This is a genomic window from Bythopirellula polymerisocia (assembly GCF_007860015.1).
GTDB classification, from domain to species: Bacteria; Planctomycetota; Planctomycetia; order Pirellulales; family Lacipirellulaceae; genus Bythopirellula; species Bythopirellula polymerisocia.
On the sequence record NZ_SJPS01000001.1, the window covers coordinates 720627 to 745823 of the forward strand.

Consider the following 25197-nt stretch of genomic DNA (forward strand, 5'->3'; position numbering starts at 1 on the left):
CCTCTTAGAAGCAAAACGCCAGGAGATAGAATTCCCAGCCGGTCAAGGTGCTGATGAAAAGCTGTAGGCCAAGCAACACGAGCCAGAAAACGTAAGTGGCTCCGAATTCGCAAGGCACGGGGGGTGAAGGAATCTTGCGGAGCGCATTGATCAGCAACACGAGCCACATCGTGGCAGTTATCGTCAGGAATGCGAGGTGGATGGTAAGTGTCATGTAGGTGATGCGAGGTATGGCATCCGCTTCTTCGCCAACAAGCGTCCGCCAGTCGTAGGAAAAGAATTCAAACGCAAATAATCCGACGGCAACTGCAAACATCGCCGTGACCACTAACTGCAACCGTTTGTGAGCTTGATACTCGTGCCCCACTAGCAGCAACGCTAAGCTGTGTATGTAGAGAGGAATGACAAGTAGCTCTAAGAGAAACGCTACGTCGTAGATCAACGAAGCCCGCGATCCGAGGAAGCCGTCAATGCCGTGATATCCCATAGTCCACTCGATACAAGTCCACCAGAACAGTTCAGAAGATCACATCGACCTAACCTAGATTTTGCAACTATAACAAACGGTGGTAGCTTTTACCAGAGTTGCCAATCTTCCAGGTTAATGGAAAAACAGGGTGCGAAGAGCTGTCAGGATGACGATTCGTCATCAAACTCAGGCAAGAAATCAAATATGAATCGGAATTGTCATGGAGGCACTATGCATAGAAACTCCACATCAAGAGAGATGGTTCAAAGATCCAGGTGATTCTCAACATCCGAAAAGAATTGAAGCTAGATTCTGTTCGTATTGCCTCCGACTCTCCTTGTACTCCCACTGATCCTTGGCACTATTACCTTGCAGCCAAGGGGGCACGTGACTCTTTGGACTGTTGCTATTGATCACATAAGAAGCCGAAGAGAAGGCTAGCGTAGGCCTCCAGGGGCACTTAAATTTGCAAAAAGTTGACACAATACAAACGGGTAGATGAGTTAAGATTACCCCGATTCCTGATGTGCTTAAAATGTTACATCTCTTCCGTAAACCAAAACGTCATTGGGTTCGACGGCCGAATGCGGCAATCAGGACGGAGACTGATCGATTCCAGGGTAGATCACCCGGTAAGCAGAGCACTTTCGCGGCGACAAACTAATTGAACTCTATTATTGAATACTCTTCATGCATAATGCGACTCCCATAATCTCTGGAAGTATATTACTACGAGTTCTCGCAATCGGAGCATCGACGTTTTACTTGGTTTCGGCCGGAGCGATCGTAGTAGCGGATGACGGGGCGCTCGAGGGTCGCCGACATCGCATAGTTGTGTCCAGCGATATCGGAGGGACCGATCCGGATGATGTTCAGTCCATGGTTCATCTGCTCATCTACGCGGACAGTCTTGACATTGAAGGCTTGGTCTCTTCGCCATACGGTCAGGGACGCAAGGAGCACATTATGCAAGTCATTGATGCGTACGGACACGATCTTCCGAACCTCAAAACATATTCCGACAAGTATCCCACTCCTGATGCGCTACGTGCCCTCTGCAAACAAGGTGCCATCGATACACCAGGCGATTCCGGTGTCGGCGAGTCTACCGAAGGATCCGATTGGATCATCCAGTGTGCGAAGCGGGAAGATTCACGACCTCTGAATGTGCTAGTCTGGGGAGGCATCGATGACCTGGCACAGGCGCTACGCGACGCGCCGGAAATCCTGCCAAAGCTACGGGTCTATTTCATCGGTGGACCGAATAAAAAGTGGAGTGTCGATGCCTACAACTATATCGAGCAGAACCATCCCTACCTCTGGATCATCGAGGCGAATGCGACCTATCGCGGTTGGTTCGTTGGGGGCAACCAGAAAGGTGAGTGGAACAACAAAGAATTCGTAGCCAAGCACATTGCAGAGCATGGCGCGCTCGGTGATTTTTTTGTAAACGCCAAGGACGACATCAAGATGGGCGACACGCCGTCGGTGGCTCGTTTGCTGCACGGCACACCCGAAGATCCATCTCAACCCGGGTGGGGCGGCAAATACGTGCCGATCTGGGATGGGCGAAAGACAATCTTCGATCGATTAACTACCGAAGCGGACACAGCAGAAGTGTTCGGAGTGACCGAATTCGCACTCCCAAAACCTGATGACTTTTCCGCTCAGAACACTGCCTCGATGATCTTCGACGGCGGCGTGCCGGCTTCCAAAGGAGTGATCGAAGGAGACGTTCTGCGATTCCGTTTTTCACCCCGCGACGCGAAGGTCTGGTCGTATGTGATCAAGAGTGATTTCGCCGGACTTGACGGAAAGTCGGGTAAGTTTGAGGCTGTCTCGCCACCGATCACACGGACAGGCCGACGATCCACAGTCCATCCGAACTGGTGGATTGACGATCCAGATCCTGCGGTGGCCGAGGGAGTTCATCCCGGCGCCAAAAGCGTGAACCGATGGCGAGAGGATTTCCTCCGCGACTTCGCCGGGCGAATGGATCGCTGCCAGTCAGCTCGGAGCGGGGATGTGGCCGCTAGACGATCGCGTCCCATGAGGTGGGGCAGCGACTATCTCAAGCGTTCGCCAGATTGGTATAAGTCTGCCGAGGCGCAAGCCATCGCGGAGAACGTCTTGCTCTATCAATCAACCGAAGGGGCTTGGCCAAAGAACGTTGACATGAATTCTCCTGCCACGCCTGAAGTGCTCGCCCAAGTGGTGGCGGACGGCAAGGCGAACACCATCGACAACGACGGCACGACGGTGCCGATGCGATTCCTGGCATTGATGGCTGATGCGACCAACCAGGAGAAATACAAAAAGTCATTCGTGCGTGGCCTCGATTATCTGTTCGCAGCACAGTACGACAACGGCGGTTGGCCTCAGTTCTTTCCACTGCGTCCTCGTGGTTATTACTCCCATATCACTTACAATGATGATGCGATGATGTCGGTGATGTTCCTACTCCGCGAAGTCGCAGCAGGCCAAGCCCCTTACACATTTGTCGACGAGGGTCGCCGGGACAAAGCTGCTGAAGCCGTGAGACGCGGCATTGACTGTATCCTGAAGACGCAAATTAAGCAGGATGGCAAGCTTACCGTCTGGTGTGCTCAGCATGACGAGGTGACGCTGGCTCCCGCCTGGGCCCGCAACTATGAACCCCCCACTTTGTCCGGTTCGGAAAGCGTCGGCATTGTGCGCTTCCTCATGGATATCGAGGATCCCACGCCGGACGAGGTCGCCGCGATCGAGGGCGCGGTGGCATGGTTTGAGGCTGTGGCTATTCATGGCTTGCGTTACCAACATATTAGGACTGCCGAGGGACTCCCCGACGGCGTCGTGGTGGTCGATCCTTCCGCCGGACCGCTTTGGGCACGCTTTTACGAAATTGGTTCGAATCGCCCCGTATTCACCGGCCGCGATAGGGTCATTCACTACTCGCTGGACGAAATAGAGCGAGAACGGCGCGGCGGCTACGCTTTCTACGGCAACTGGGCTGCCTCCCTACTTGCCAAGGACTACCCGCGCTGGCAAGCCAAGCATAAAACCTCTACGTCACCATAGGCATAGCAAATCGGAAAAACAACTTATAGCTATGTCACGCAAACGTGGAGGCTCTCGACATCGACCAAGCGTCATCGGGAGTCAATCTCCGTCATTCGGTCGCCCAGTGGACGCGGAACCTCTCCTTCAATCCGTCTCCCTCGTATGCGACACAAAGACACTCGGTGGCTGGTGAGAATCGCGCGGCATTTGACCGATAGTCCCAGAAAGTCGCAGTGCATGGGAAACGTCATCAAACGCCGCCAAGGCAATCACACCCCCAATCGCACATTCCAAGCCCAGTACCGGGATCTCCGCTTGATGGCGCTAACGCAGAACGTCATGATCCTGTTATGCTTGGAAGTTTTCTACTGAGCCGCACATAGTCCTTTGTCGCAGTCCCGGTTGTGCTAAGTTGCGAAATACCTTTGCAATTCGTGCGTTGACAATCTCAGCAATCGCATTGCTGGGCGGGCTACTGGCATGGTCGTATGCAACGGACGGGATTGTCCGGGTGCTGCTGAATTCAGGGGCCACTGCGGACGAGAAGGTCGAATCGCTGCGTGCGTTCTTTGATCGTTTTGGCGTAGCCGCACCGCTGGCCTATGTGGGCTTTGTGACGGCAGAAGTAGTGGTCGCGCCCATTCCAGGAACGATGCTGTATGCGCCGGGCGGCGTGATCTTTGGAGGCTTCTGGGGTGGGCTATTGTCGCTGACCGGCAACGTGATTGGGGCTGGCATCGCCTGTCTGTTGATGCGTGCTTTCCTTGGAGAACGCGCCGAGACGTATCTGGCACGCTCATCCCTCGCACCCTACGAGGCTAAAATTACCCAACGAGGCGCATGGGTGATTTTCCTGCTGCGAGTGAACCCGCTCACTTCCTCGGACCTCGTTTCGTACGCGGCCGGTTTAACGCAATTGTCGGTCTGGAAGGTGATGCTGGCCACGCTCGCCGGAATGGCGCCCTTGTGCTTTGCACAGGCCTTTATGGCGGAAGGGCTTCTGACCGCCTTCCCACTCTTGATCTTTCCGCTCCTTTCGGTATGTGCAGTCTACGCACTGGTCGTATTATGGGTGTTGAGCAAATTGATGAAGAAATCAACCGACGATCCGAGCCGCCTCGATTGACAAACTCGGGCCGCTGATATCGACCGGTGCGTTCAATTGGCGGGCAATGTGCACCAATTGTACTTTCCGTAGCCGACCAGGCGCGGGCTTTGGCAGGGCTACCCAACCCGGAGGTTGCCGCTTATCCGTCGCCCCTTTCGGCTACTACCAACGAAACCAGCGTGGTAGCGCCTGGGCAGCGTGCAACTGGCTCAAGTGGGCAAACTGCGTCACAGCCTGCAGCATCGCCTTCCGGGAAGCTGGCGGGCCAGAAACGCCTAAACCCTCGCCGCAGCAAGGGTTTAGGCAATCAAAGTCAAAGTGAGTCGTCAGTTGTCACAGGCGACTTATAGTGGAGGCGGCGGGAATTGAACCCGCGTCCCGACATAGCTCCACGCAAGCTTCTACGTGTGTAGCCGACTGATTTAATTTCACTTGCGGGTCACCCAGTCGACCAGGTTACCTGCTTGCTAGCCAAGAACTTTTTTAACTGCGAACGTACCCGGCAGTGACTCGCAGCGGTTCGGATTTAGTGACGGACGTCCAGGCCAATCCGACTTCAGCCTCTAGTCCGGGCGCCTTTATTTAGGCAGCCAAAGCGTAATTGCCATTGGCAATTGACATTGTGATCAGCTTTTTACGTGGCCCACTGATCAACCACGACACGCGACTTACGCTTCATCTACCCGGTCGAACCCAGTTCGCCCCCGTGCGGTAAAGACGCAAGAACTCATTATAGATCGGATGTCCCCGCAAGGAAAGCGAGTGAATTTGGCCAGATAGGGGGAATCCTAGGTTGGCCGTGTGCTGACTTGTCGGTGCCAGATTAGAATACTCGCATTGAATACTCGGGGTTGAGGTGTTTTACAATGAGCGTATTAATTCTGTGTTTGTTGCTCGGTGTAGTGTCGGGGATGCGGACATTGAGTGGGCCGACGGCGGTGAGCTGGTTTGCTTATCTCGGTTGGCTCGAGGTGGGAGGAACTTGGTTTGAGTTTTTGGCCAAGGCTGCAACTCGTTGGATTTTGAGCGTGTTGGCAATCGGCGAGCTGATTGCTGATCAATTGCCGTCGGCACCGAATCGCACCGACCCTCCTCTGCTTGTGGCGAGACTGATTTCAGGTGGATTCACGGGGGGAGTCGTGGGGGCCAGCAAGGGACTGCTCTGGCAGGGAATCGTAGCGGGGGTGATCGGCGCAATTACGGGGACGTTCGGTGGTCTGCGGTTGAGGTTCCGCCTGGCGAAGTATTTTGGGAAAGATACTCCTGCCGCGTGCCTGGAAGATTTGCTCGTCTACGGCGGAGCGACACTGATAGGTTTTATGTTGCGATAACTCACATAGGTGGAGTCTCTATGCGAGAGCCCGCAACTTGGTCATGTTGGTCAACTTGGCAATTTGGCCGCGTATTTTTTCACGGCCAGGTTGGCACAGTGGGGGTTAATGGTTGGTGGTCGGAAAGGAATGATGAATTGAAGGTAGCCACGAAAAGCACGAGAAGACGCAAAAAAAATTGCAGCCAACTCAATTCCCTCCCTTTTTGTGAATTCTTGTGTTTCTTGTGGCCATTACTTGTTCTGTTGATTCCCACCCTAGCAAATTGGGTGGCACATTTTCTACAAGACAGTTAGGGAAGGAATTTGCCACAGAGAACCCAGCGCGGCACCTAGCCGCAACCAAACATCAAGGAACAGGAGGTAACGAAGCTAACAGAGAGAATGAAAGTAATGAAGAAAGAAACACTTATCTTCACTAAATAGGTTAGCGCTGATTAGCGTAGATCAGCGTTCCTATTTCTACCTTTTCCATTCCCTCCGTTCTCTCTGTAACCTCATGTTCAATAAATTCATGCAAGCTGAGAAGATTTTTATCATTGGTAACACGGAGAGCACGGAGGAGAGGATGGGGGACAGGGGCTGGGTGATTTGTGATTGGTGATTGGTGAGTGGTGATTGGTGATTGGTGAGAGAAGCCGATCATTCGCGCGCAGGCTGAGCGCTGGAGATACTTTTGGTTTTTGTCATTTTTAGAAACGCGTTTATTTATTAAAAAACCCCCTCCCGCGCCGCCGGTCCGAATTGCTTCAACTCGTTGGTGGCTTGCGAGTTACGCGCACCGCGGCAACTCAGATAAAGGGGAGTTTTGCAAAACAAAACTCTCCGTGCGCGCTGTTGGTTCGGTTCAGTAAACACTCTCGGTCGTACTTCGGTATTCATGGAAACGACTCCTTGGGTTGGGGACGGGGAGTCTCCGCAAGGTAGGATGGTGCGCTTGCACCCATCTATTAAACAAGGCGTTTGACCCCCGACTCGCAGTTTACCCAACAGGGTGGCCCAATTTCTACAAAAAAGTTGGGGAAGGAATTTGCCACAGAGGACACGGAGCAAAGGGCGTTGCGGAGACTGTTATTTTTTTTCGAGTCCTAATGGATATTCGGAGTCGCGGGCGTGAGACACTTTGCAGTCCTAATCGTCATCCCATGGATTGATGAGTAGGACGCCAGTTGGCTCAAAATAGGCGACGTTGCGCGTATCGATGAGGGTTCTCAAAGCTCAATCTCTCCGCCGGGAGATGGGTCTCGCTCTAAATTGACACCTTCGAGGCTCGGGCCGTGCAGAATGAGTTCTTTGAGGCTGGGTAGGTTCCCCTTCAGGCGCTGGTACTCGTCGCCATCCAATACAACGTAATGGCGATTGCGGCGGGTGATGATTTGAGCCTGGTGCTGAGCCAAATTGAGCACCTCGCTAAGCTTGCTCTTGGCATCGGCAATGTTCCATTTGGATGCGGGCATGGAGGTCTCCATGACAAGTTAAACTGGTCAACTTATGGCTTTTATCGAGGGAAAAGTAAAAAAGTGTCTGTTTGTAGGCGTGTTGGGTAGGGCCTCGATGCGGTTTTTCAGAGTGGATTCTCACTTGCAATAGCCCCTCTTGGGTACACGACTAATGCGATTCTCTCTCGCAGCCGATTGAGTCTTTTAAGGATTGAAGTTTAATAAATAAGTCATCATTGCCACTCTTAGTGGCAATTTCTTGGCCTTTCCTGATTAAGCTACACTTTTTTAGGCTGTCTAGTTGTCCGAAAGACTCGGTCAAAAGGAGTGCAATTTTTACTTTGTCGGGTGGCGCGCCGGGCAGCTCGATGGCATTTTTATAGTCGGCAATTGCCTGCTGATGGTTTCCTCCTTGAAAGTATGTGATACCTCGGTTGATTAGGGCGTGTGCAACATGTTGTGGCAGAGTGCCTGCAGGTCGATGGCAGTTGTGTAATCAGCAATCTCCTGTTCGAGGTCTCCACTCAGGCCAGAGCAGATGCCGCGGTTTAGAAGTGCTATTCCCACTCTATCAGACGGCGAGCCTGGCAGGTCAATAACTATGGAGTAGTCAGCAATAGCCTTCGCATAGTCTCCGCTGTGTGCATTTACGATGCCTCTATTTACGAGGACTTGTGCCAATAGTTCTGGGGGAACGTCGGGCAGTTTAGTGATGCTGGTGTAGTCATCAAGCTCCTGCTTAGATTCTCCCTTCTCAGAGTAGAGAAGTCCACGGCTAAAGTAGGCTTGCGCAATTAGTGTGGGTGGAGCGACTTTCAAATCAATGAGGTCTGTGAAGTCGGCTATTGCATGTTCTAAGTATCCCCTCTGCATGTATGCGGTACCGCGTTGGAGGAACGATAAAGCCACTTGATCGGACGGCGCGCCTGGCAAATCAATGGCTCTTGTGCAGTCGTTGATCGCCTGGTCAAGGTTCCCGATTAGAAGGTTGTTGATACCTCGTTTGACGAGGGCTGCTGCAACTTGCTTGGTTGGCGCGCCTGGCAGAGTGATAGTACTTTGAAAGTCAGCCATTGCCCTCTCAAGGTCACCTCTTTGTCCGTATGTGGTACCGCGACTGACAAGTGCCTGCGACACTTGGTCAGGCGGCGCGCCTGGCAGCGCGATAGCACTTTCAAAGTCGGCTATTTCCTTCTTATGGTCACCTCTCAGACCGTATGCGAGACCGCGATTAACGAGTGCTTGCGCTATTTGTTCTGGTGTTGCGCCGGGCATTTCGATCACATTGTTGTAGTCGGATATAGCCTGATCATAGTTCCCAATCAGACCGTAAGTGTGACCGCGACTCACAAGGGCTTGTGCCACCTGCTTAGGTGGTCCGTCTGGTAGTTCGATGGCACGTTTGTAATCGGCGATCGCCTTGTCGTAGTGTCCATTCTGTTTGTATAGGGCGCCTCGAATGACGAGGGCTTCTACCAATTTGTCGTGCGGTGCGTTAGGCAGATCGAGGACGCAACTGAAGTCGACTATTGATTTGTCAATCTCCCCTATCTTTCCGTAAGCGATTCCTCGGTTGAAGAATGCTTTAACCAAAGTTTCTACAGGCAAGTTCGGCAAGGTAATGGCACTGGAGTAATCGGAAATCGCTTGGTCATAATTGCTTTTATGTGCGTATGTGCTGCCGCGATTTATGAGAGCTTGTGCCAAATGGTCAGTTTGGGAGTTAGGTAACTCTATGATACTACTGAAGTCCGCTATTGCGAGCCTATGGTCATCCCTTTGTACATATAAGAGCCCGCGATTGAGGAGGGATTGAGCAACATGTTCAAGAGGTGCATTTGGAAGCTCTATGCAACTTGTGTAATCTTTATTAGCCTGATCGAAGTCACCTTTTTGGAAGAATTCCAAACCGCGATTATATAAAGCTGATGCTACTTGCTCAGTTGGCGAGTTTGATAGATTGATGGCTTTTGTGTAGTCAGCAATTGCTTTCATACAGTCTCCCTCTCGAGCGTGTGCGACGCCGCGATAAACGAAAGCTCTTGCTACTTGCTCGGAGGACGCACTTGGCAGGGCGATCACCTTGCCATAGTCGGCGATCTCATTCCTATAGTCTCCTATCTGACCAAAGGTTATACCGCGGTTGACGAGGGCACTGGCCACGTGATAATCCGGCACATTAGTCAATTCGATGGCACTTGTGTAGTCATTGAGGGCCTGACCATAGTTTTCTTGCTGTACATAGGCGGTGCCACGGTTGTCGAAGGCTTGAGCCACTAGTTCGGGTGGAGCGTTGGGCATTTCAATTGCACAGGTGTAATCATCGATTGCGTTCTCATAGTCGCACCTTTGAAAAAACGCTATGCCCCGAGCAATTAGGGCTTGTGTTGCAGCCCTATTCAAAATCGCATCTTTTGGGCATTCCATACGAAATGCATTAACACGGTCGATAAGATTCTGCCCCAATTCATCTAGTCCTGCTTTGACAATTGGATAGACAGCAGAAGCGACTAGGATTGAATATTGAACTGATTGAGCTGCAGCTAGTCTATCCGAGACTAAGTAAGGTACCCCATCATGAAGCGGGAAATCGTTCAGAGCACGGAGGATAAAAAGTTCAGTAGTTGGAAGGGATTCATTCCATGCTGCGATGACGAGCCTGGCAGTTTGTTCGCGAAGGACATCTTGATTTGACGCATTCATGTCTAGGCGTCCGACCAATCTCTCCAGAACCAACCACTCTCCTAGCATGTCTGGAATGAATGGCGATATCTCGTCCTCTTCCCTTGAAGGACCGAACGACGTCATTTGGTGCAACCATTTATCGTTGCGCGCTTCTGTTTCTGGCAGTTGCACCCCTTCAGAAGCTAGCTGTTGAGATTCATACGAAGGGCAGCCACGACGGATCGTAGCATACGCCAGCAGATTGACATGTGTGTCGTCGATACCGACTTTACGCCAGGAGTCGATTTCTCGCTGCACAATTGTCTTAACTAAATCCACAGTCGACCAATTGCGAATGCGTTCAATACTCCCTCCGTGAACAATTGCTTCGCCTGCAACCGCAGCAAGAAGTGGGTTACCATTGGTATCAATATCGCGGTACAATCGAAGCACTGGATCGACGGACTGCATAAGGCCGTAGTCAGAAAAAACTTCACTAAAAATGCGGCCGACTTGCTCTTCCTTGAGACCTGAGCATGCAAAAGGTGGTTGGTAACGGCAATCATTGAGGTCAATAAGATCGCCACTACTTATGGCACTTTGGAATTCTCTGTACCATAGATCAAGTTTTTCATCGGCAGATCGCTCCAACAATAATAACCTCAAGTGGCCACGTATGTTGGCCGGGTGTTGAAACAATTGAAGGATTCCTTCGCGAACAGACGCAGCTCTTTCAGATACGTAATCGATGACCACTAGAGTAGGTTTGTCAATTTTCCACTTGTCCCAGGAATTAAAATCGTCTGCTCTGTCCCAAAATCCAGCCCGATATCCTAGTTGAATTGCCTGTAGGCATAGCTCCAAAGCAAGGCGGCTCTTGCCGATACCCGCGGGACCAGTCCACAACCACCATGAGAGATCGTGTTCAGCCTCATTTTTAGGGCGTAAGAAGGCATGCAAAAGCTCGATTTCTGATTGGCGGCCCAACAGGGATACTCGTCGACTGCCGTGGAACAGACGTCGCGAGGCCGGACCTTCAAGTGTGTACGCACGCAAGGGCAGTGACAAACGTGGATAAAAGAGACTATCACACAAGTCTTTCATAAACTGCCGATGCGAACTTGCGAGTTTCTCGCCTAATTGCTGCAGCAGTTTCTCGTTGTTCTGGTCGACTGAGATTAGCAGTTTACTTAGACCACCTGCGTCACTGAGGAGGGTGGCCGACATTCTTTGGCATAGTAAATCATTGGATGCGACAAGTTGTTCCAATTTCTTCTCAAGCTCAGCAAACCCAAGGTCATGATCTTTGATATCTTGCTGCAGGGCTTTGTATAGCAGTACTAGCGGATTTTCAGCAGCACCGACACCATCGGTGGGGAGTCCTGAGACTCGAATTAACTCTTGTATATCGCCCCGACCCGATAAGCCTCGCAAAGCATTGAGTTTTTCTTCCAACTGCTTCTCGTCGGACCTTTCCGTAGTTCGCTGGAAAAGAAGTGCCAGCAATGCAAGAGCAGCGTAACTTCCATATAGTTGTGGATCGCTAGACAATTGAGCTATAGTTGCCGTTCCACCTATGATGCTGAAAATGTCGGCAAACAATTTTGAGATCAGTTTCTTCATTTCTTACCTGATTGAGAAACTACTAGGCTTCGGTGGCCTCTAATTCTCGTAGGATGTATGGAATTAATTTCTACTCCAAGCGGGGTTTGAATTCCGACATAATAGTACCACCTCGTGCTCTGGCGAGCTACGTATAGACGTTTTCTACTGTAGTGCTAACTCTGTCTGGCAAATTGAAGATCCATTACAAGAACTGGTGCTCCCATGTTGCCTTCGCAAGTTCTGAAGCACTTGATCCTCCGGGTAGTGGTAACTAGCAATTATGGAGACTTTCCAGATGTATCGAGCTCGGGAATCAAGTCTTTTGCATTTTTTGTCCTGATCCTAAGTAAGCGCCACAATCTGCAATTTGGTTATTGCGAACAACGTATTGTGTTGACCTCAATCTTGAATAATTTCTCCGGCAATGTTGTTAAAGGCCTGTTCAACACTTACTCGGCATTCGGCGATCGTCCTGGTTCCAGCGAAGCGTAGTATGGTTGTGATACTCATGTAGAAACAAATCTACTATGACACGGATCAGAAGAGAAATTTGGACGCAGCTCAATTCAGAACTGGTTTGCACTTGTCGTTGCTGGCGCTCTTCTGCGTTTGAACTCGCTCATGTTGATGCCTTGGGATTCTACTGCAGGAGATCGCGAGAAGCTGGTAGCCATTCGACAGATTTCGGGTTGAGTTGGTGCAGAAGATTAGCAGGCACATTCCCTGTGCCGATGGCCGTGTCGTCACTAAGTTTCGGCTCACGGAGTGAGCTTATTACTTTTCATGACGGTGTGGCGGCAGTCGGAGAATTCGTTGCTGAATGACTTTGTCGCAATCGCGGAATGAGTTTTGGCAGAGGGGGCGTTCGATGTGGGGGAGGAGTTGGCACTTGGGTTCGCGGCGCATGTGGGAGACGACAGAAAGGACAGGCATTTTTCGCTTAAGGAATTATTTCAGCGATTTTTCAATATGTTCTCTAGCAAGCTTTTTAGGCAATTGAGACTGTCTCGATTTGGAGAGAACTCGATTCGATGCCGCAAGCTTGATTGCCGTAGAGAATTGTTGGTTACAAGAGCCCTCTCCAAGTACTGGTCTTCTCGCTTAAACGTCGGGTTTGTGTTATTTATCACTGCCGTATGTGAAAAAGTGGTCATCCCTTTACCCAATTCCGGTAAACTTGACCCGGGGTTTCTCCGTGTCGTATGATTGAACAGAGGAGAACACGCTATGAGCATTCATGTAGAAATCCCCGAACCGCTGGCCGAGAAGGTCCAGGACGCTGCCCGATCGCTGGCGACTTCGCCACAGCACTACGTTCTCGACGCCATCACCAAAACGTTGGCTGAGAATGCGGTTGTCCCCAGCAATGAGCAGAACGATCCGCTCCTAGGGTTGTTTTCTGACCAGGCCGACCTCATCGATACGATTGTCGAAGAGGCGATGGACCGCCGTCGTTCCGCTCCCCTAAGAGCCCCTTGTGAATAGATCTCTACTGGATACCGACATCTTTTCGGAAGTCCTTAAAAACAAGGATGCTCGTGTCCGTGATCAGGCCATGCAGTACCGAAAGCTGTTCGGTCGCTACAGCATCTCAGCGCTAACGGTCACTGAAATTATCGCTGGCTTTTCCAAGGCAAACTCCCCAAGAGAACTCGCCGCATTTCGGGCCGCTTTAGGTGGAGTGGAAGTCTTGCCGCTAGGCCGTGACGCAGCGGACCTGGCTGGAGAGATTTTGGGGGCCTTGGCGAGAACGGGGCAACCGATCGGGGCGACCGATCCCCTGATTGCCGCCGTCGCGATTAGCAACAATCTGGTACTTGTCACGGGTAACACAAAACACTTCGAGCGAGTTCAGGCCCTTGGTTTTCAGTTACAACTCGCCAATTGGCGAGTTGAGTAACATTGCAATCCTTCTTGTCTCTCTTGACCGTGGATCAATCCATCGATGGATCTTCGGTTCAGACAGAGCCACCGATTCGGAGAGCACTTGATTTGCTGATGCAGGCTCAATTGCCCGAAAGTCTTTTGGAACCTTTGTCCAAGTGCTTCGACTTCGATTGTGCCAGTTCCATTTGTTTCAATAGTGGATCGTTGGAAACTGATGGTAGTTTCTTCGAGTGCCTGCGTGGATGATTTTCAGAGATAGAGCGACTAGCTAAAACTTCTTGGCTTGGGCCACTACTGAGCAAGTCAACAGTCGCACCCGGCGGGGGGACGCTGGGAAAAGAATATCATTCCAAAGAGCACCAGCATTACCCCTGCTTTCGGTTCGGGAATCAAGCGAAGCGTGATCAGACCCGCGGCAGAGTCTGTACTTTCACCGTCTGGATTTGGGGAGGAGTATATCTCTGCGAAAAGCTGATAACTTCCCGCCGACAGAAACGCACCGTCGATCAAGACTATGGGCAAACTATCAGACACTCGCGTGAGGATAACTCCAACGCTTGGCTCAGGAATATAGAGTCTGGAATCACTGTTCGTACTAAAGCTAATGGCCGCGGAAGCCGAAACACTGGCAGAATAATTCGATCCAGGTCGTGTAAACGCCGTTGCCAGTGTGTCCAGTTGAACTCCCAGCGTGGGGCCCAAGGGACTTTGATAGAAATCGGCAGACACGACGCCTGATGCAAGATAATCTTCCCCAATACCAACACTAAAAGACGCAATAGCGTTGTAAAAACCAAACTCCGTTTCCGAGAACGAGTCCATATCCTCGCCAGCAACCGCCTCACTTTCCAAAAGTACCGAATCGACGGCAACGCCACCGCTGGCAGAGTGAGGCGTTGAAATGGTCAGAACTATCACACTAACGAAGGCAAGCAAGATGCGGCGCAAGATGCGAATCATAGTACTTTCTCCAGTGGCGGACTTCGCTGAGGGACCCCGGGGAACGACGCATCATTATTTTCAGGAGGCTGCTGGGAATCGCCGGACATCATATGAAACCATCTATACGGGCGAGACTCGATTTTAATTGTGTGCTTAGTGGGAAGCAAGGAATTTTTGGGTGGTGCGTGGCCGAAGATGGACGGAAAGGACACGCATTTTTCTCTTAAGGAATTATTTCAGCGAGTTTTCAACATGTTCTCTAGCAAGCTTTTTAGGCAATTGAGATTGTCTCGATTTGGAGAGAACATGATTTAATGGCGCAGCCTCAAATACCGTATAGGCTTATTGGCCAATAAGTGTGAAACATTTGGCCAAGTGCTTCACCTTCAATTGTGCCTGTCCCATTACCCTCGCACGGCCCTGAACGGCCGGGGAGGGGTTTTGGGACTATCGGTATTGGGATAGGTTCTAAGTCAGAAGATGTCCCTAAAAAAGCGCGGAACCTGATTCCGCTGGGGGCGGAACGTCTCCGGTGGCATTTTCGGCGCGCTTGCGTTTCTTCGTTTCTTGATCCTCCTTCTTCACACGGGTGTAGTCGAGGTAGTGCAAATTGGCTTGGATGTTATCCGTATTGCTGTAGACATAGCTCAAGAAAAATTCCGTGATCGTTGCTTTGCGAGCCTTCAGCTCTTCCGCCAAGCGCAGAACCAGTTGCAACTTTTTCGCATTGTCCTCCTCAAATGCCTTCCACCATTTTCGGGCGGAACCCGTTGTGTTGTCCCAGCCGATCGTTTTCCTAACTTCTTCCAGCATGACGCGGATTCGATCCTCACTCCAGTTGCTGACATCCATGAAACCTTTCTCTTCAGTGCCGCCTGAGTTAGCAGCCTGCTTCACCTGTTTAAACTTTGGCATAGGCAACTGCCTACTCCGCAATCGTTCGTGACCCGTGATTGCTCGGGTAGCGCGCAGGAGGGCAGCAATCGGGCGCAGCTCATAGGATTTCTGCAAATAGGCCTGAAATGAGAGCGATCCGAACATCAAAGTGGCCGGTAGACCAAAGAGAGGGTGCGTGTAGTTTGGAGACCGAATCGACGCCGAAGAAAGTAGCGGTCGAGAGCAGAAAGAGGAATTCTCTCCTTCGTAGCAAGGAAGCGAGACCATTTGTTCACCACTCGCATGGGAAAAACAGTCGGCATCGCTAGCAGGGCCACCTGGGAGAACGATCTTGTTGGAAAAATTGTCCATCAGCGCCCGACAACTGGGACCGTACGCAAGTTCCAGCGAAGAGATGGTCTGCACACCCGCTACGATCCCGATTCCGCGGGAACGCATAGTCATCAACCGTTCCGGCGAAAGCAAATATCCCAAGGACGGCATGTCGTCGTAAAAGATCGTAGCTTCCACCTTTCGATTCGCCGATCGCTCGGCCGTGTTGATGAGTTCGTCCGTCACACTGAGCGCCAACATCTGGTACAGCACCCGCTGGGTTTCGAGACTCGTTTCCGGCATTTCGATATGCAGGCAGACGGGCTCCTTGAAGAGTCGATCCAATTTCAAATCGTCTCGCGACATCACCCGCATCGCGCTTTCCGAAAGAAACGAGGTTAGGGCCCCGATGATCGACGCCAACACCGTCTCGGCATTACCGGAACTGCCGGTCAGAAAATTCGCCAGTTGGCGAGAACTTGGATTTCGGTGTCCGCGCAGCTCGATTAGCAATTCGTGGAAGGAAAGTGAAAAAAGATTGAACATCGCGGGAAAAGAACGGTACCCAGCATCCCAGGCCCCTTTGAGCGCCGTCTTAATCCACTGGGTCCAGAACTCGGAATCGCGGGAAAGGGAGTTCTTTACCGAGTCGGCAAAGCGGCTGATCCGTGCGAAGGCCTCGTTTTTATCCTTGGTAGCAAGGGGATTCCAACCCACACTCCGCCAGGAATTGTTGAGATTCACCACCACCAGACGTTTGTTGGTCTGCCGGCACAGCTCCGCGATGGGGCCGTAATCCGATGACTTCAAGGAGAACGTGATCACACTCTGGTGTGGGTCAGAAATCGCGGAATAACGCAACGGATCAATGACCTGCGTATTCTTGCCCGCACCGGTGACACCCAAGACCATCGTATGCGTTGCCCGCTCCTGCGTTTGTAACACGAGGTCTACTCCGTAGATCGGCTCACGGGAGAGGGGGTCACTGGGCTGGGTATTCAGAAGGGGAATCGTCGCAGGGAGCAGAATAGCACCAGGTTCTGCAGGGGACGTATAAGCCGAAATATCGGCCGGCGTAGGGTGCCGGGTCCCCGAATAATATCGGCAATAGTCTTTCGGAGGGACCTCCGACTGTGATTGGGACCGCATCACATTCGGGTCCGTGGGGTCGAAAAATAATTCGTCGTTGGAAATCGCTTGTTCACAATTCGGCTCGTTACTAAACAGTGTCATCGTAGTCTCGGCTTTCCGTAATGAAGACAAATAGTTGAGTGAAAATGCAGCCGTACCACGACTGCGAACTCAATGAAGACAGCTCCGTCCGCCACTGATGCGTGTCATAAAGGGACACCGCCCTGATAAAAATCAGGAAGTGGCCATAGAAAATCTCCCCATCACCTACCATGGAGCGAGGATGAGATTTTTGCAAGCGAATTGTTTTTGGAATCCAAAAGTTTTTTAAATTCAAAAATTGTTGCGAGAAAAACCGAACTGCGGCCGAATTCTGCGGCGGCAATCGAAGTATCCAAAATTTCGATCTTCGCAGCGACAGAATCGGTCCCTTGAATGTTGTCGACTGAGTCGACTCGTGTGGACAACGTGTGTGTGGATTGGTGATTGGTGATTCGTGATTCGTGATTCGTGATTGGTGAGTGGTGAGTGGTGAGAGGTTAGAGGTTAGCGATTGGAGACAACGCGCTCTGCTGCGCTCGTCCCAATTGAATTTCCGCTTATCTCAACTCAATTGTCCCAAGCTTCAAATATCAAATCGGTCAAACCAGTCTCTGATTCCTCCTGCTCTAAGTATCTTGGCTGCACATCATTTGAAGCTGAAGAAAAATTACACGCTGCGGTAGGAAGATAGTCACTACGGGCGAAATAGGCATCTCTGGGAAGCTCAGCGGGAGTCAGTTCGTCGATCAAGTATTCACCATCTTCTGCCGGACTATCGAACATCGCCAGAGTGAGAGCCGCATTCAACGCAGCAGCCATGGAAGTTGGCTTGGCTTCCAATACCTCAAGTGCTGCGGAAAGCGGCGGCAAGACGATGATGCTACCATAACTCACCTGCCAGGCCGCTAAGTCGCTCGCGTCGGCGTCGCCGTCGTAGTCGCTGTCTCCACCACTGGCCGCTGGCCCGACTGCTGCGAAGGACCGTTGCCAACTCAAGAAGTCCCTCCCGTCGACTCGTATGTCGTTATTGAAATCTGCCGAGGGGGGGCCTTGGGCTTCGTAGCTGCCGATGTCAATCCGCGGCATGGAGGGTACGCCGGTAAGAATTCCTATGGCCACACGGGTGAAAGGATTGCCGCGTTGATCAAATTCGTTCGCGTCGAAAAGAATCGATGGGTCACCCGCATCAATCGCCGGACTACCTGGCAACAGGGCGTGTGTTTTTGTGGGACCGCCGTTGTTGGCCAGGGGGCCGAGGAGCGGGTCGTCGACTCCCTCGATGTCGCCTGATCCTCCGATCGTGTCGCCTGAGCCGAGCAGATTGTAATTGCCAGTAAACGAGGAAAAGAATTTTGCGAGATTGCCGGGCGAACCGTCTTGCCAATTACCGGAAACAATTGTGTTGTGGAGCATTAAGTTGTAGAACCTAGCAGCAATGCCACCGCCGTCATCGCCCGCCGAGTTCTCGGTGATCGTGGTGTGGGTGATGTATAGGAGCGGTGCTTGGCTGAAGATACCGCCTCCCTCGCGTGGTGTCGAATTGCCGCTGATGGTGCTATTGATAATCGTATTCTCGGTGAAGAAATCCTGCGAATCTCGAAGCTGTACCCCACCCCCATCGTCACCCGCGACATTTCCACTGATGGTGCTATTCGCTACGTGCAGTTCGCCAAGACTCGAGATGCCACCTCCGTCTCCAATGGGAGGAAGTGCGGAGTTTTGGTGAATCGTGCTTTGAGACACGATCAGCGTACTCCGCTGGCCCAGCGTGTAGTCCGCACCCGCGCCGTTGCTGATCCCGCCTCCGCTACCAAAGGCACTGTTGAAGCTCACGGTGCTAGCCATGAGTTGAAACGTGCCGTAGCGATGCTGAATCCCTCCACCGGTAACCGCAGCGTTGCCCGTGACCACGCTGTTGAGCAGGGTGACGTTTTCGCGGCTGCGGATTCCACCGCCGGTTCCTCCCAGATCGGTTTGGGCCGGATCGCCGCCAGTGATGGTCAGTCCTTCGACCATGACCTCGATGTTGTGGTTCGCATCTCCGTCGTCGATATTCAACACCCGAAAACCGTCGAGCGTCTTGAACGTGTTGTCGGTACCGTTGCCGGCGTCGATCGTGAGCAGTTCCGGGCCATCGCCGGTAATGGTGAGATCAGAGGTAATCAGTAGTTCACCATTTTGAAGCAGAATGCTTTCGGGGCCGTCGTGGCCGAAGTCGAAACGGATCTCGTCGGCGATATCGTTGCTCACAAAGCCGTCGATCGTGGTGCCGGGGTTGTTGGCGATCGCGATTGCTTCGCGCAGACTAAGTTGGCCGTCACCCGCGAGGTTGGCCAGGGTATCGTCAAGATTATTCTGGACCGTCAAGACGGCCAGCATTCGGCGGTCTTCAAGCGGTTCGACGCGCAAGCGGCGTTCGTTTGAAGTGCGACGAGAACTCTTGCATCCTTGTTTCATTTGGAGTTCTCTCAATAGGCTACTGAGTTTGGGATTGGAAAAGTTGATTTTGAGACGCATGCGTCGATTGGGAGTTGCTATTCTGGCTATTTTAATCCAATATCGCGATGAAAATCACGTGAATTTCTCCTAGTCAATTAATTTCCTCCGTTTGGGACGAAAACACGGCAATATTCTCTGAGGCAACTCGCATGAACTGGGAAAAACTCATCCCCTCGGCATTCATCGTTTTCTTTCCCTTGTTCTGGATTGGCATCTGCTTTGCCCTCTCTTGGATGGGGGGCTGGGGCAGGTTGGCTCGGGAGTATCGCGAACATGAGTCTCACGACTCCCAGCCGATTCGCACGGCGTGGATGCGGTCGGGGAGATTTGGCTGGGTGAATTACAACTCGTGTTTGAACATTGGGATTCATGACGCGGGTTTGCGATTGTCGGTGCTTTTTCCTTTTCGTGTGGGGCATCCGCCGTTGTTTATTCCTTGGGGTGCGATGGCGAGTGCTCGTCAGAAACGCATTTTTTTCTTCCGGTTCTTGGAAATCCAAGTAGGCGAGCCAGAGCCGGTGACGGTGTTGTTGCCGGAGTGGGTGGGGGAGTATTTGGAGTTGTGAGTGGTTGGTTGTTAGTTGTTAGTTGTTGGAGACGACGCGCTCTGCTGCGCTGGGGCTCCGGAAGCGCGGCTAACTAGAAGAATATGTCGCGGCGATCAAAACTGTGCTTCGTCGCCGGGGTGCGGAAAAGGGAACACGCATCTCAAGTCCGGTTTGGTAACATTTACCATCGCAATAACTTAAGTCAATTGAGTCGGACGGGAATGTCGTTTAAATTCAAAAATTGAAGTTAGATTTCCTTCGTTGTTAAGCCAACGTGCCATCCCCCCTCCTTCTAAACCACTATTCATCTCGGAAATTACTTATGTGCCGTCAACTGGTTGCAATCATCGTTCACTTATTCTTTGTTGTGTTGTCGTTCGACAGCTTGGCGGCAGCTGCTACTTCCGAGTCGTCTCAACCGAACATCGTCTTGATCGTCGCAGACGATCTTGGTTGGAACTGCGTGGGCTATCACAATCAACAGTATCAGACACCGAATATTGATCGAATTGTCAGCGAGGGTGTTGAGCTCAATCGATTCTATGTCGCTCCCATGTGTTCGCCGACCAGGGCAGGTTTGATGACTGGTCGATACCCTATTCGGTTCGGTTGCGCCAGGTCCGTTATTCCACCGTACCGCGATTTCGGCTTGCCGGTGAGCGAGTTGACTTTGCCGGAGAGGTTGGCCGATCTGGGCTATCAGAACCGTGGCACTTTCGGCAAATGGCACCTTGGTCATCGGCGTGCGAAGTGGCATCCGCTGAACCAGGGATTCACGCACTTCCACGGACATTACAATGGCGCGATTGACTACTTCCAATTGACTCGCGAGGGAGTGCGTGATTGGCATGTGAACGATCAACCCTCGGATCAGCAAGGGTATTCGACTCGCTTGATAGCGGAGGCGGCCTCCGAATGGATTGCCGAGTCGGCCTCTGCCGATTCGCCTTACTTCTGCTACGTCCCGTTCAACGCTCCCCATGGTCCACTTCAGGCTCCAGAAGAAACGATCGCCAATTTCGCTCGGGCGAACCAAGATCGTGTGTCTGCCAAAAGGCGAACAAACAACAAGAAGCTGGCAACCTTGAAAGCCATGATCTTAGAAATGGACGAGGGAATTGGACGTATTCTGCAGACTGTCGAAGAAAGCGGTGAATCGGATAACACCCTCGTGTGGTTCTTGAGCGACAATGGCGGTGTCGGCTCCTTGCCAAAATTGAACAAACCACTCCGGGGTAGCAAGCTGACTGTCTACGAAGGGGGAATTCGTGTACCCGCCTGTGTCCGCTGGCCGAGCAAGTTTCCGGCCGGTGGTCGAAATGATCGCGTTTGCGGCTACATCGACGTGATGCCTACCCTCGTCGACGCGGCTAGCGGCTCGATTACAGTGGTTCCTGGTCGCCCCATCGATGGCATCTCCTTGCTGGCAAGTCTCGAATCGTCGGAAGCCAACAGCACGGCTTCGACGAAAGACGATCGACCATGGTATTCGTACCATGGTCAATCCAGTGAAGATGAGGAATATCTGGCGGTTACCGCCGATGGTTGGAAGTTGACGGTCGTCGGTCCGCGTTTGATCGCAGAGCGACAGCTCCAAGAAGACCACCATCGTATCGAGTTGTTCCAACTCGCCAGCGATCCGTACGAAACTACGAATGTCGCGAGCCAGCATCCGTCCCGAGTGGAAGAACTTGGCCGAATGTTGATTCAGCATCGTGCACTTCAGCCCCTCGACGGTGTACCGACCTATGAAGTTGGACGCGAAGGGTTCATTCCTCCTCCGAACTGGCAGCTTGATTTTTCTCAACCGGATGCTTTGGTCGGATCATATAAGAATGAAAGCGAATGATGGAGATGGGAGGTTGGGGCAGGTTGGCTCCGCAGTTTCGCGATGACGGGGTTCACACTTCCCAGCCGATTCGTTCGGCCTGGATGCGGTCGATCAGATTTGGCTATAGGACTACCGCCCTCGCCCTTCATCCTCGCAAGCTCGGCGGGCTCGTTTGCTTCCACCGTTGTTTATTGTTTGGGGTGCGGTGGCGAGTGCTGTTCTTTCGATTCCTGCAAATCCAACTAAGCGACCCGGCGACGGTGTTGTTGCAGGTGGGGGATATGGGGAGCCTCGCTTAGCGATGCGGCGGCAGTCGGAGACCGCGTTGCTGAAGGGTTTCGTCACATTGGCGGAATAATTCCTGGCAGCTGGCGCGCTCGATGTGGGGTAGTATCAAACACTTGGGCTCGCGGCACATGTGGGCGACCAGTTCGGTGGGGGAGAGGTCCGATGCTTGGGGCCAATAGTGGTTCGCGTCTTCCAAGGTGGAGGCACCGAACACAACCGTATTCACCTCGGCCCAGATGCAGGCGGACATGCACATCGGACACGGCTCGCACGTGCTGTAAAGAATATGGCCCTGGAGCGAAAGTCGGCCGAGCTTGGTGGTGGCCAGGCGAATGGCGTTCATCTCGGCATGATTGGTCGGATCGGAATATTGGATGACGGTGTCGTAGGCCTGGGCCACCAATCGGCCGCTGGTGAGGTCGTAGATCGACGAGCCGAAGGGGGACGGAAACTCGGTTGCCAGCGAGGTCGAGGTGAATTCGACAAGAGCCGCCATGCGTTCACGGTGTTGGAGATCATCCGACGAGGTCATGGAAGGTGTTCTTCGGGTTGGTGGTATTGGTCACTGGTGGTGAGTGGTGGAAGACGACGCGCTCTGCTGCGCTGGGGCTACGCATCGCGGCCAACAAGAAGAATATGTCGCGGGGATCAAAACTGCGCTTCGTTGCCGGAGGGGAGCGTCACGCGGGGGGCGTCGGGGCCGTCGATTTGTTGGAGGTTTTTGAGTGGCTGTTCGCGCAAGCGGAGGAACTTGAAACCCACCAGGCGCGCTTTGCCCGCGGCGTCGTTGGCGGCGTTCTCCTTGGTTGAGCGCGCGATGTACTCTTCGATTGGCTCTTCGCGTACCTGCGGCGGAGTGGAATGGATCAGGTGTACCTCGCCATTTAGGCCGTGGGCGATCAGACCTACATGACCCACGTATGCGCTGCCGCCAGAGACTTCGTTGGGCGGCGCGTCTGGCTTGAAGGTCGCCCGGACTACGTTCACGAAGTCGCCGTCCTGCAGGTCGTTCTTCGCCTCGTCGATCTCGGCATACGGCAAATAGATGTCCTCATGCTTTTCGACGGGTACATCCACCTGCAACTGGTATCGATTCTTGAAAAACCGGGCACGATCGATGGTTTCGCTGAACTTCACGGCTTGGTCACCTGCAAGTTGCGCAGTGATGTCCTCCACGAGCCAGCGATTCGAGATATTCCAATCGGCCTCGGTATAGTGATTGCGGGTGGTGACGCCCAGGTGGCCGTCGCGGTAGCGAATGCGTTGCAGCATCTTCATAAAACTGGGCCAGTTCTGCGACAAGGCCATTGCGTAAGTGTGCTCAGCGAAGACCACGCAGTCGCTCTTTCCCAGACAGTAAATGGGCTGGGGGTCATAGGGTTCGAACGGCATTTCGCCCAGCAAATAAATCTCATACGGCTGCCCGATGTTTTTGCGGGCCAGGCGCAGAATTCGCTGACGAAGGTCCGGTTCGGTGGCGCTCAAAAATCTCAGGTAAGCATCGACCTCTGTCTCGGTGAACTCGTGCAACGGCTTGTCCAGCAGCTGGGCGATTTGTTCCGGCTCAAGGCCTAGTTGCTGGCAGGCTGCGGTTTGCTCATTCGTCAAAGCGGCAGAGGCGCTGCTGAGCGTAGTGCTGAACAGCCCCACGCTCGACACGAACAGAGCCAAGATAAGAAACGGTGCTTTCATGGTTGGCTTCATGGTTTTGTTCTCCGCGTGAGATGGTTGGCAGCTCTTGCATTCCCATCACCATCTGGAGTGCTTATGGTGAACTAAAGAAAATGGTACTCTCCTATTCAGCGTACCGCGATGTGACTTTCAGGGCCAGCTTAACCGTTTTTTTGGGGGCTGAAACGTAGTGACAATTCGAGCTTTTCAAAGCACTTCTCCCCAACTTGGGGCAAGAGTTTACGTTGATCCGGCAGCCACCGTCATTGGCGATGTGACGCTCGGCAATGATGTGAGTGTGTGGCCCGGAGCGGTAATTCGCGGGGACTTGCTGCCGATCAAGGTTGGGCATCGCTCGAATGTGCAGGACAATGCCGTGCTGCACACGACGCATAAGAGCAAGTACAACCTTGATGGTTGGGCACTTACGATTGGGGAGGACGTGGTGATCGGCCATCGAGCAGTGCTGCATGGCTGCAGGGTGGGAGATCGCGTGCTTATTGGGATTGGGTCGATTGTTAATGACGGCGCCGTGGTCGAGGACGAAGTGATCGTCGGAGCAGGGTGCCTGGTGCCGCCGGGGAAGGTGCTGGAAAGTGGCTTCGTTTACGTGGGGAATCCCTGCAGGCAGTTGCGGCCAATCACAGACGCTGAGCGGGAATTCTTTACTTATTCCCCGGCGAATTATGTGCGGCTGAAGGATCAGTATCTGGGGGAAGGTCATATGTCAGCGCGGAGTTGACTCGCTCCGCTGGTGCCTCGTAAGACTCGGCAGGCGCGTCGCGGCTAACGGATCTTGGCTTGCGGTCGACAGATTGTGCAGCGAGGTTCTCTTGCATCGTATCCTCGACGACGCGATCAATAATTTCTTTGCGGCTTTCACCTTTGGTATCTTGCAGTCGCTGGTAGGTGTAGGCGCCAAAGATAATTGTCAGCAGCGAACCTCCGGCGATGAGCAGGTAGGGCGCCCAGGTGGCAAATCGCTCCAGATATTGATGATGTTGTTTCGTTTGGTGCACGCTAATGAGTGCCCGTCCGAGTGCTTCGTGGGCGAGCTGTTCTTTGGCGGCAATTAGTTTCTCCTGCGCTGTGACATGAGCGGTTGGTTGAGAGTGGAGTGTTGAGGGTTGAGTGTTAGGATGCCATTGATTGGTGGGGACAGGTCGCAGTGCTTGGGGGTCTTTGACGAAGCCCAAGTGTTCGACGACGGTCGCACCACGGAGTTCCCATTTGTGGATGAGAGCCTTGAAACCCTTATGGGTTTGGAGGGCCTGATCGAAGGCGTCGGCTTGGAAGGCGATGGCGAGGCTGTTCGTTTTTCGGTCCGAGCCGTAGGCAAAACGTCCCAGGAGGGTGCCGGAGTAGTTTTGCAGTTCCCCCACTTCAGCCGTGGTGGGTTGATTGCCACGCGGAAAGAGTAAATAGCGATATTCGCTCATGGAAGCGTCTCCTGTCTCGGCCAACGGCATCCCCCCCGCAGGCGTGTGCCAGG

Annotated in this window: 20 protein-coding genes and 1 other RNA gene; 10 read left to right on the forward strand and 11 right to left on the reverse strand. The window is 52.7% G+C overall.

From position 1 onward, the window contains the following. Positions 1 to 4: 4 nt before the first annotated feature. Positions 5 to 487: a hypothetical protein gene (locus Pla144_RS02900; protein ID WP_146447806.1), complete on the reverse strand. Its 483-nt coding sequence runs from the start codon at positions 485 to 487 to the stop codon at positions 5 to 7. Positions 488 to 1159: 672 nt separating this feature from the next. On the opposite strand from Pla144_RS02900, the gene pelA reads away from it, so the two are divergent. The 3 genes from pelA to Pla144_RS02910 all read left to right on the forward strand — a co-directional run bounded on the left by pelA (position 1160) and on the right by Pla144_RS02910 (position 4637). Next, positions 1160 to 3529, forward strand: coding sequence for a pectate lyase (gene pelA / locus Pla144_RS24415; RefSeq protein WP_197530346.1), 2370 nt, complete (start codon positions 1160 to 1162; stop codon positions 3527 to 3529). Between the two features lie 219 nt (positions 3530 to 3748). After that, a complete protein-coding gene (locus Pla144_RS25275) occupies positions 3749 to 3883 on the forward strand; it encodes a hypothetical protein (protein ID WP_261342308.1) in 135 nt (44 codons plus the stop codon). 40 nt (positions 3884 to 3923) lie between these two features. Then, positions 3924 to 4637 carry a TVP38/TMEM64 family protein gene (locus tag Pla144_RS02910; RefSeq protein WP_146447807.1) on the forward strand — a complete coding sequence of 238 codons (714 nt, stop codon included), beginning with the start codon at positions 3924 to 3926 and terminating at the stop codon, positions 4635 to 4637. 329 nt (positions 4638 to 4966) lie between these two features. On the opposite strand, the gene ssrA is transcribed toward Pla144_RS02910, so the two are convergent. Beyond that, positions 4967 to 5325: a transfer-messenger RNA gene (ssrA, locus tag Pla144_RS02915) on the reverse strand. Positions 5326 to 5485: 160 nt separating this feature from the next. On the opposite strand from ssrA, the gene Pla144_RS02920 reads away from it, so the two are divergent. Beyond that, the gene (locus Pla144_RS02920) at positions 5486 to 5950 is read left to right on the forward strand and encodes a DUF4126 domain-containing protein (protein ID WP_146447808.1); all 465 of its coding nucleotides are present in this window, start codon (positions 5486 to 5488) and stop codon (positions 5948 to 5950) included. A gap of 1210 nt (positions 5951 to 7160) precedes the next feature. On the opposite strand, the gene Pla144_RS02930 is transcribed toward Pla144_RS02920, so the two are convergent. The 3 genes from Pla144_RS02930 to Pla144_RS02940 all read right to left on the reverse strand — a co-directional run bounded on the left by Pla144_RS02930 (position 7161) and on the right by Pla144_RS02940 (position 10808). Next, positions 7161 to 7406: a type II toxin-antitoxin system Phd/YefM family antitoxin gene (locus tag Pla144_RS02930; protein WP_197530347.1), complete on the reverse strand. Its 246-nt coding sequence runs from the start codon at positions 7404 to 7406 to the stop codon at positions 7161 to 7163. Positions 7407 to 7557: 151 nt separating this feature from the next. After that, a complete protein-coding gene (locus Pla144_RS25425; protein WP_146449001.1) occupies positions 7558 to 7854 on the reverse strand; it encodes a tetratricopeptide repeat protein in 297 nt (98 codons plus the stop codon). Next, positions 7827 to 10808, reverse strand: a complete 2982-nt coding sequence (locus Pla144_RS02940; protein ID WP_197530348.1) for a tetratricopeptide repeat protein — start codon at positions 10806 to 10808, stop codon at positions 7827 to 7829. The genes Pla144_RS25425 and Pla144_RS02940 overlap by 28 nt, the downstream gene beginning before the upstream one ends. 2076 nt (positions 10809 to 12884) lie before the next feature. Between Pla144_RS02940 and Pla144_RS02945 the strand changes: the two genes are divergently transcribed. Next, a complete protein-coding gene (locus tag Pla144_RS02945) occupies positions 12885 to 13142 on the forward strand; it encodes a hypothetical protein (RefSeq protein ID WP_146447812.1) in 258 nt (85 codons plus the stop codon). Next, complete coding sequence (locus Pla144_RS02950) at positions 13135 to 13557, forward strand: PIN domain-containing protein (protein ID WP_146447813.1); 423 nt, start codon at positions 13135 to 13137, stop codon at positions 13555 to 13557. Before Pla144_RS02945 ends, Pla144_RS02950 begins: the two co-directional genes overlap by 8 nt. 290 nt (positions 13558 to 13847) lie before the next feature. Here Pla144_RS02950 and Pla144_RS02955 read toward each other — a convergent pair whose 3' ends face one another. The 3 genes from Pla144_RS02955 to Pla144_RS02965 all read right to left on the reverse strand — a co-directional run bounded on the left by Pla144_RS02955 (position 13848) and on the right by Pla144_RS02965 (position 19325). Next, positions 13848 to 14504: a hypothetical protein gene (locus Pla144_RS02955; protein ID WP_146447814.1), complete on the reverse strand. Its 657-nt coding sequence runs from the start codon at positions 14502 to 14504 to the stop codon at positions 13848 to 13850. Between the two features lie 468 nt (positions 14505 to 14972). Then, positions 14973 to 16928, reverse strand: coding sequence for a type IV secretory system conjugative DNA transfer family protein (locus tag Pla144_RS02960; RefSeq protein WP_146447815.1), 1956 nt, complete (start codon positions 16926 to 16928; stop codon positions 14973 to 14975). Positions 16929 to 17435: 507 nt separating this feature from the next. Continuing rightward, a complete protein-coding gene (locus tag Pla144_RS02965) occupies positions 17436 to 19325 on the reverse strand; it encodes a choice-of-anchor Q domain-containing protein (RefSeq protein ID WP_197530349.1) in 1890 nt (629 codons plus the stop codon). Between the two features lie 191 nt (positions 19326 to 19516). Here Pla144_RS02965 and Pla144_RS02970 point away from each other — a divergent pair, with 191 nt between their 5' ends. The 3 genes from Pla144_RS02970 (at position 19517) to Pla144_RS02980 (ending at position 22045) form a co-directional block, all read left to right on the forward strand. Continuing rightward, positions 19517 to 19933: a hypothetical protein gene (locus Pla144_RS02970; protein ID WP_146447817.1), complete on the forward strand. Its 417-nt coding sequence runs from the start codon at positions 19517 to 19519 to the stop codon at positions 19931 to 19933. 304 nt (positions 19934 to 20237) lie between these two features. Then, positions 20238 to 21764 carry a sulfatase-like hydrolase/transferase gene (locus Pla144_RS02975; protein WP_146447818.1) on the forward strand — a complete coding sequence of 509 codons (1527 nt, stop codon included), beginning with the start codon at positions 20238 to 20240 and terminating at the stop codon, positions 21762 to 21764. Continuing rightward, positions 21761 to 22045 (forward strand): hypothetical protein, encoded by a 285-nt coding sequence (locus Pla144_RS02980; RefSeq protein WP_146447819.1) that lies wholly within the window; start codon positions 21761 to 21763, stop codon positions 22043 to 22045. Before Pla144_RS02975 ends, Pla144_RS02980 begins: the two co-directional genes overlap by 4 nt. Here the strand turns inward: Pla144_RS02980 and Pla144_RS02985 are convergent. Together Pla144_RS02985 and Pla144_RS02990 are read right to left on the reverse strand one after the other, a co-directional pair. Continuing rightward, complete coding sequence (locus tag Pla144_RS02985) at positions 22042 to 22566, reverse strand: nucleoside deaminase (RefSeq protein WP_146447820.1); 525 nt, start codon at positions 22564 to 22566, stop codon at positions 22042 to 22044. The two genes, Pla144_RS02980 and Pla144_RS02985, sit on opposite strands and share 4 nt — an antisense overlap. Before the next feature lie 116 nt (positions 22567 to 22682). Continuing rightward, on the reverse strand, positions 22683 to 23738 hold the full coding sequence (locus tag Pla144_RS02990; protein WP_146447821.1) for an N-acetylmuramoyl-L-alanine amidase-like domain-containing protein: 1056 nt from the start codon (positions 23736 to 23738) through the stop codon (positions 22683 to 22685). A 157-nt stretch (positions 23739 to 23895) separates the two neighbouring features. On the opposite strand from Pla144_RS02990, the gene Pla144_RS02995 reads away from it, so the two are divergent. Next, entirely contained in the window at positions 23896 to 24447 is a 552-nt protein-coding gene (locus Pla144_RS02995; RefSeq protein WP_146447822.1) for a gamma carbonic anhydrase family protein, read from the forward strand. On the opposite strand, the gene Pla144_RS03000 is transcribed toward Pla144_RS02995, so the two are convergent. Then, positions 24371 to 25144, reverse strand: a complete 774-nt coding sequence (locus Pla144_RS03000; RefSeq protein ID WP_146447823.1) for a hypothetical protein — start codon at positions 25142 to 25144, stop codon at positions 24371 to 24373. The genes Pla144_RS02995 and Pla144_RS03000 overlap by 77 nt on opposite strands. Positions 25145 to 25197 lie beyond the last annotated feature (53 nt).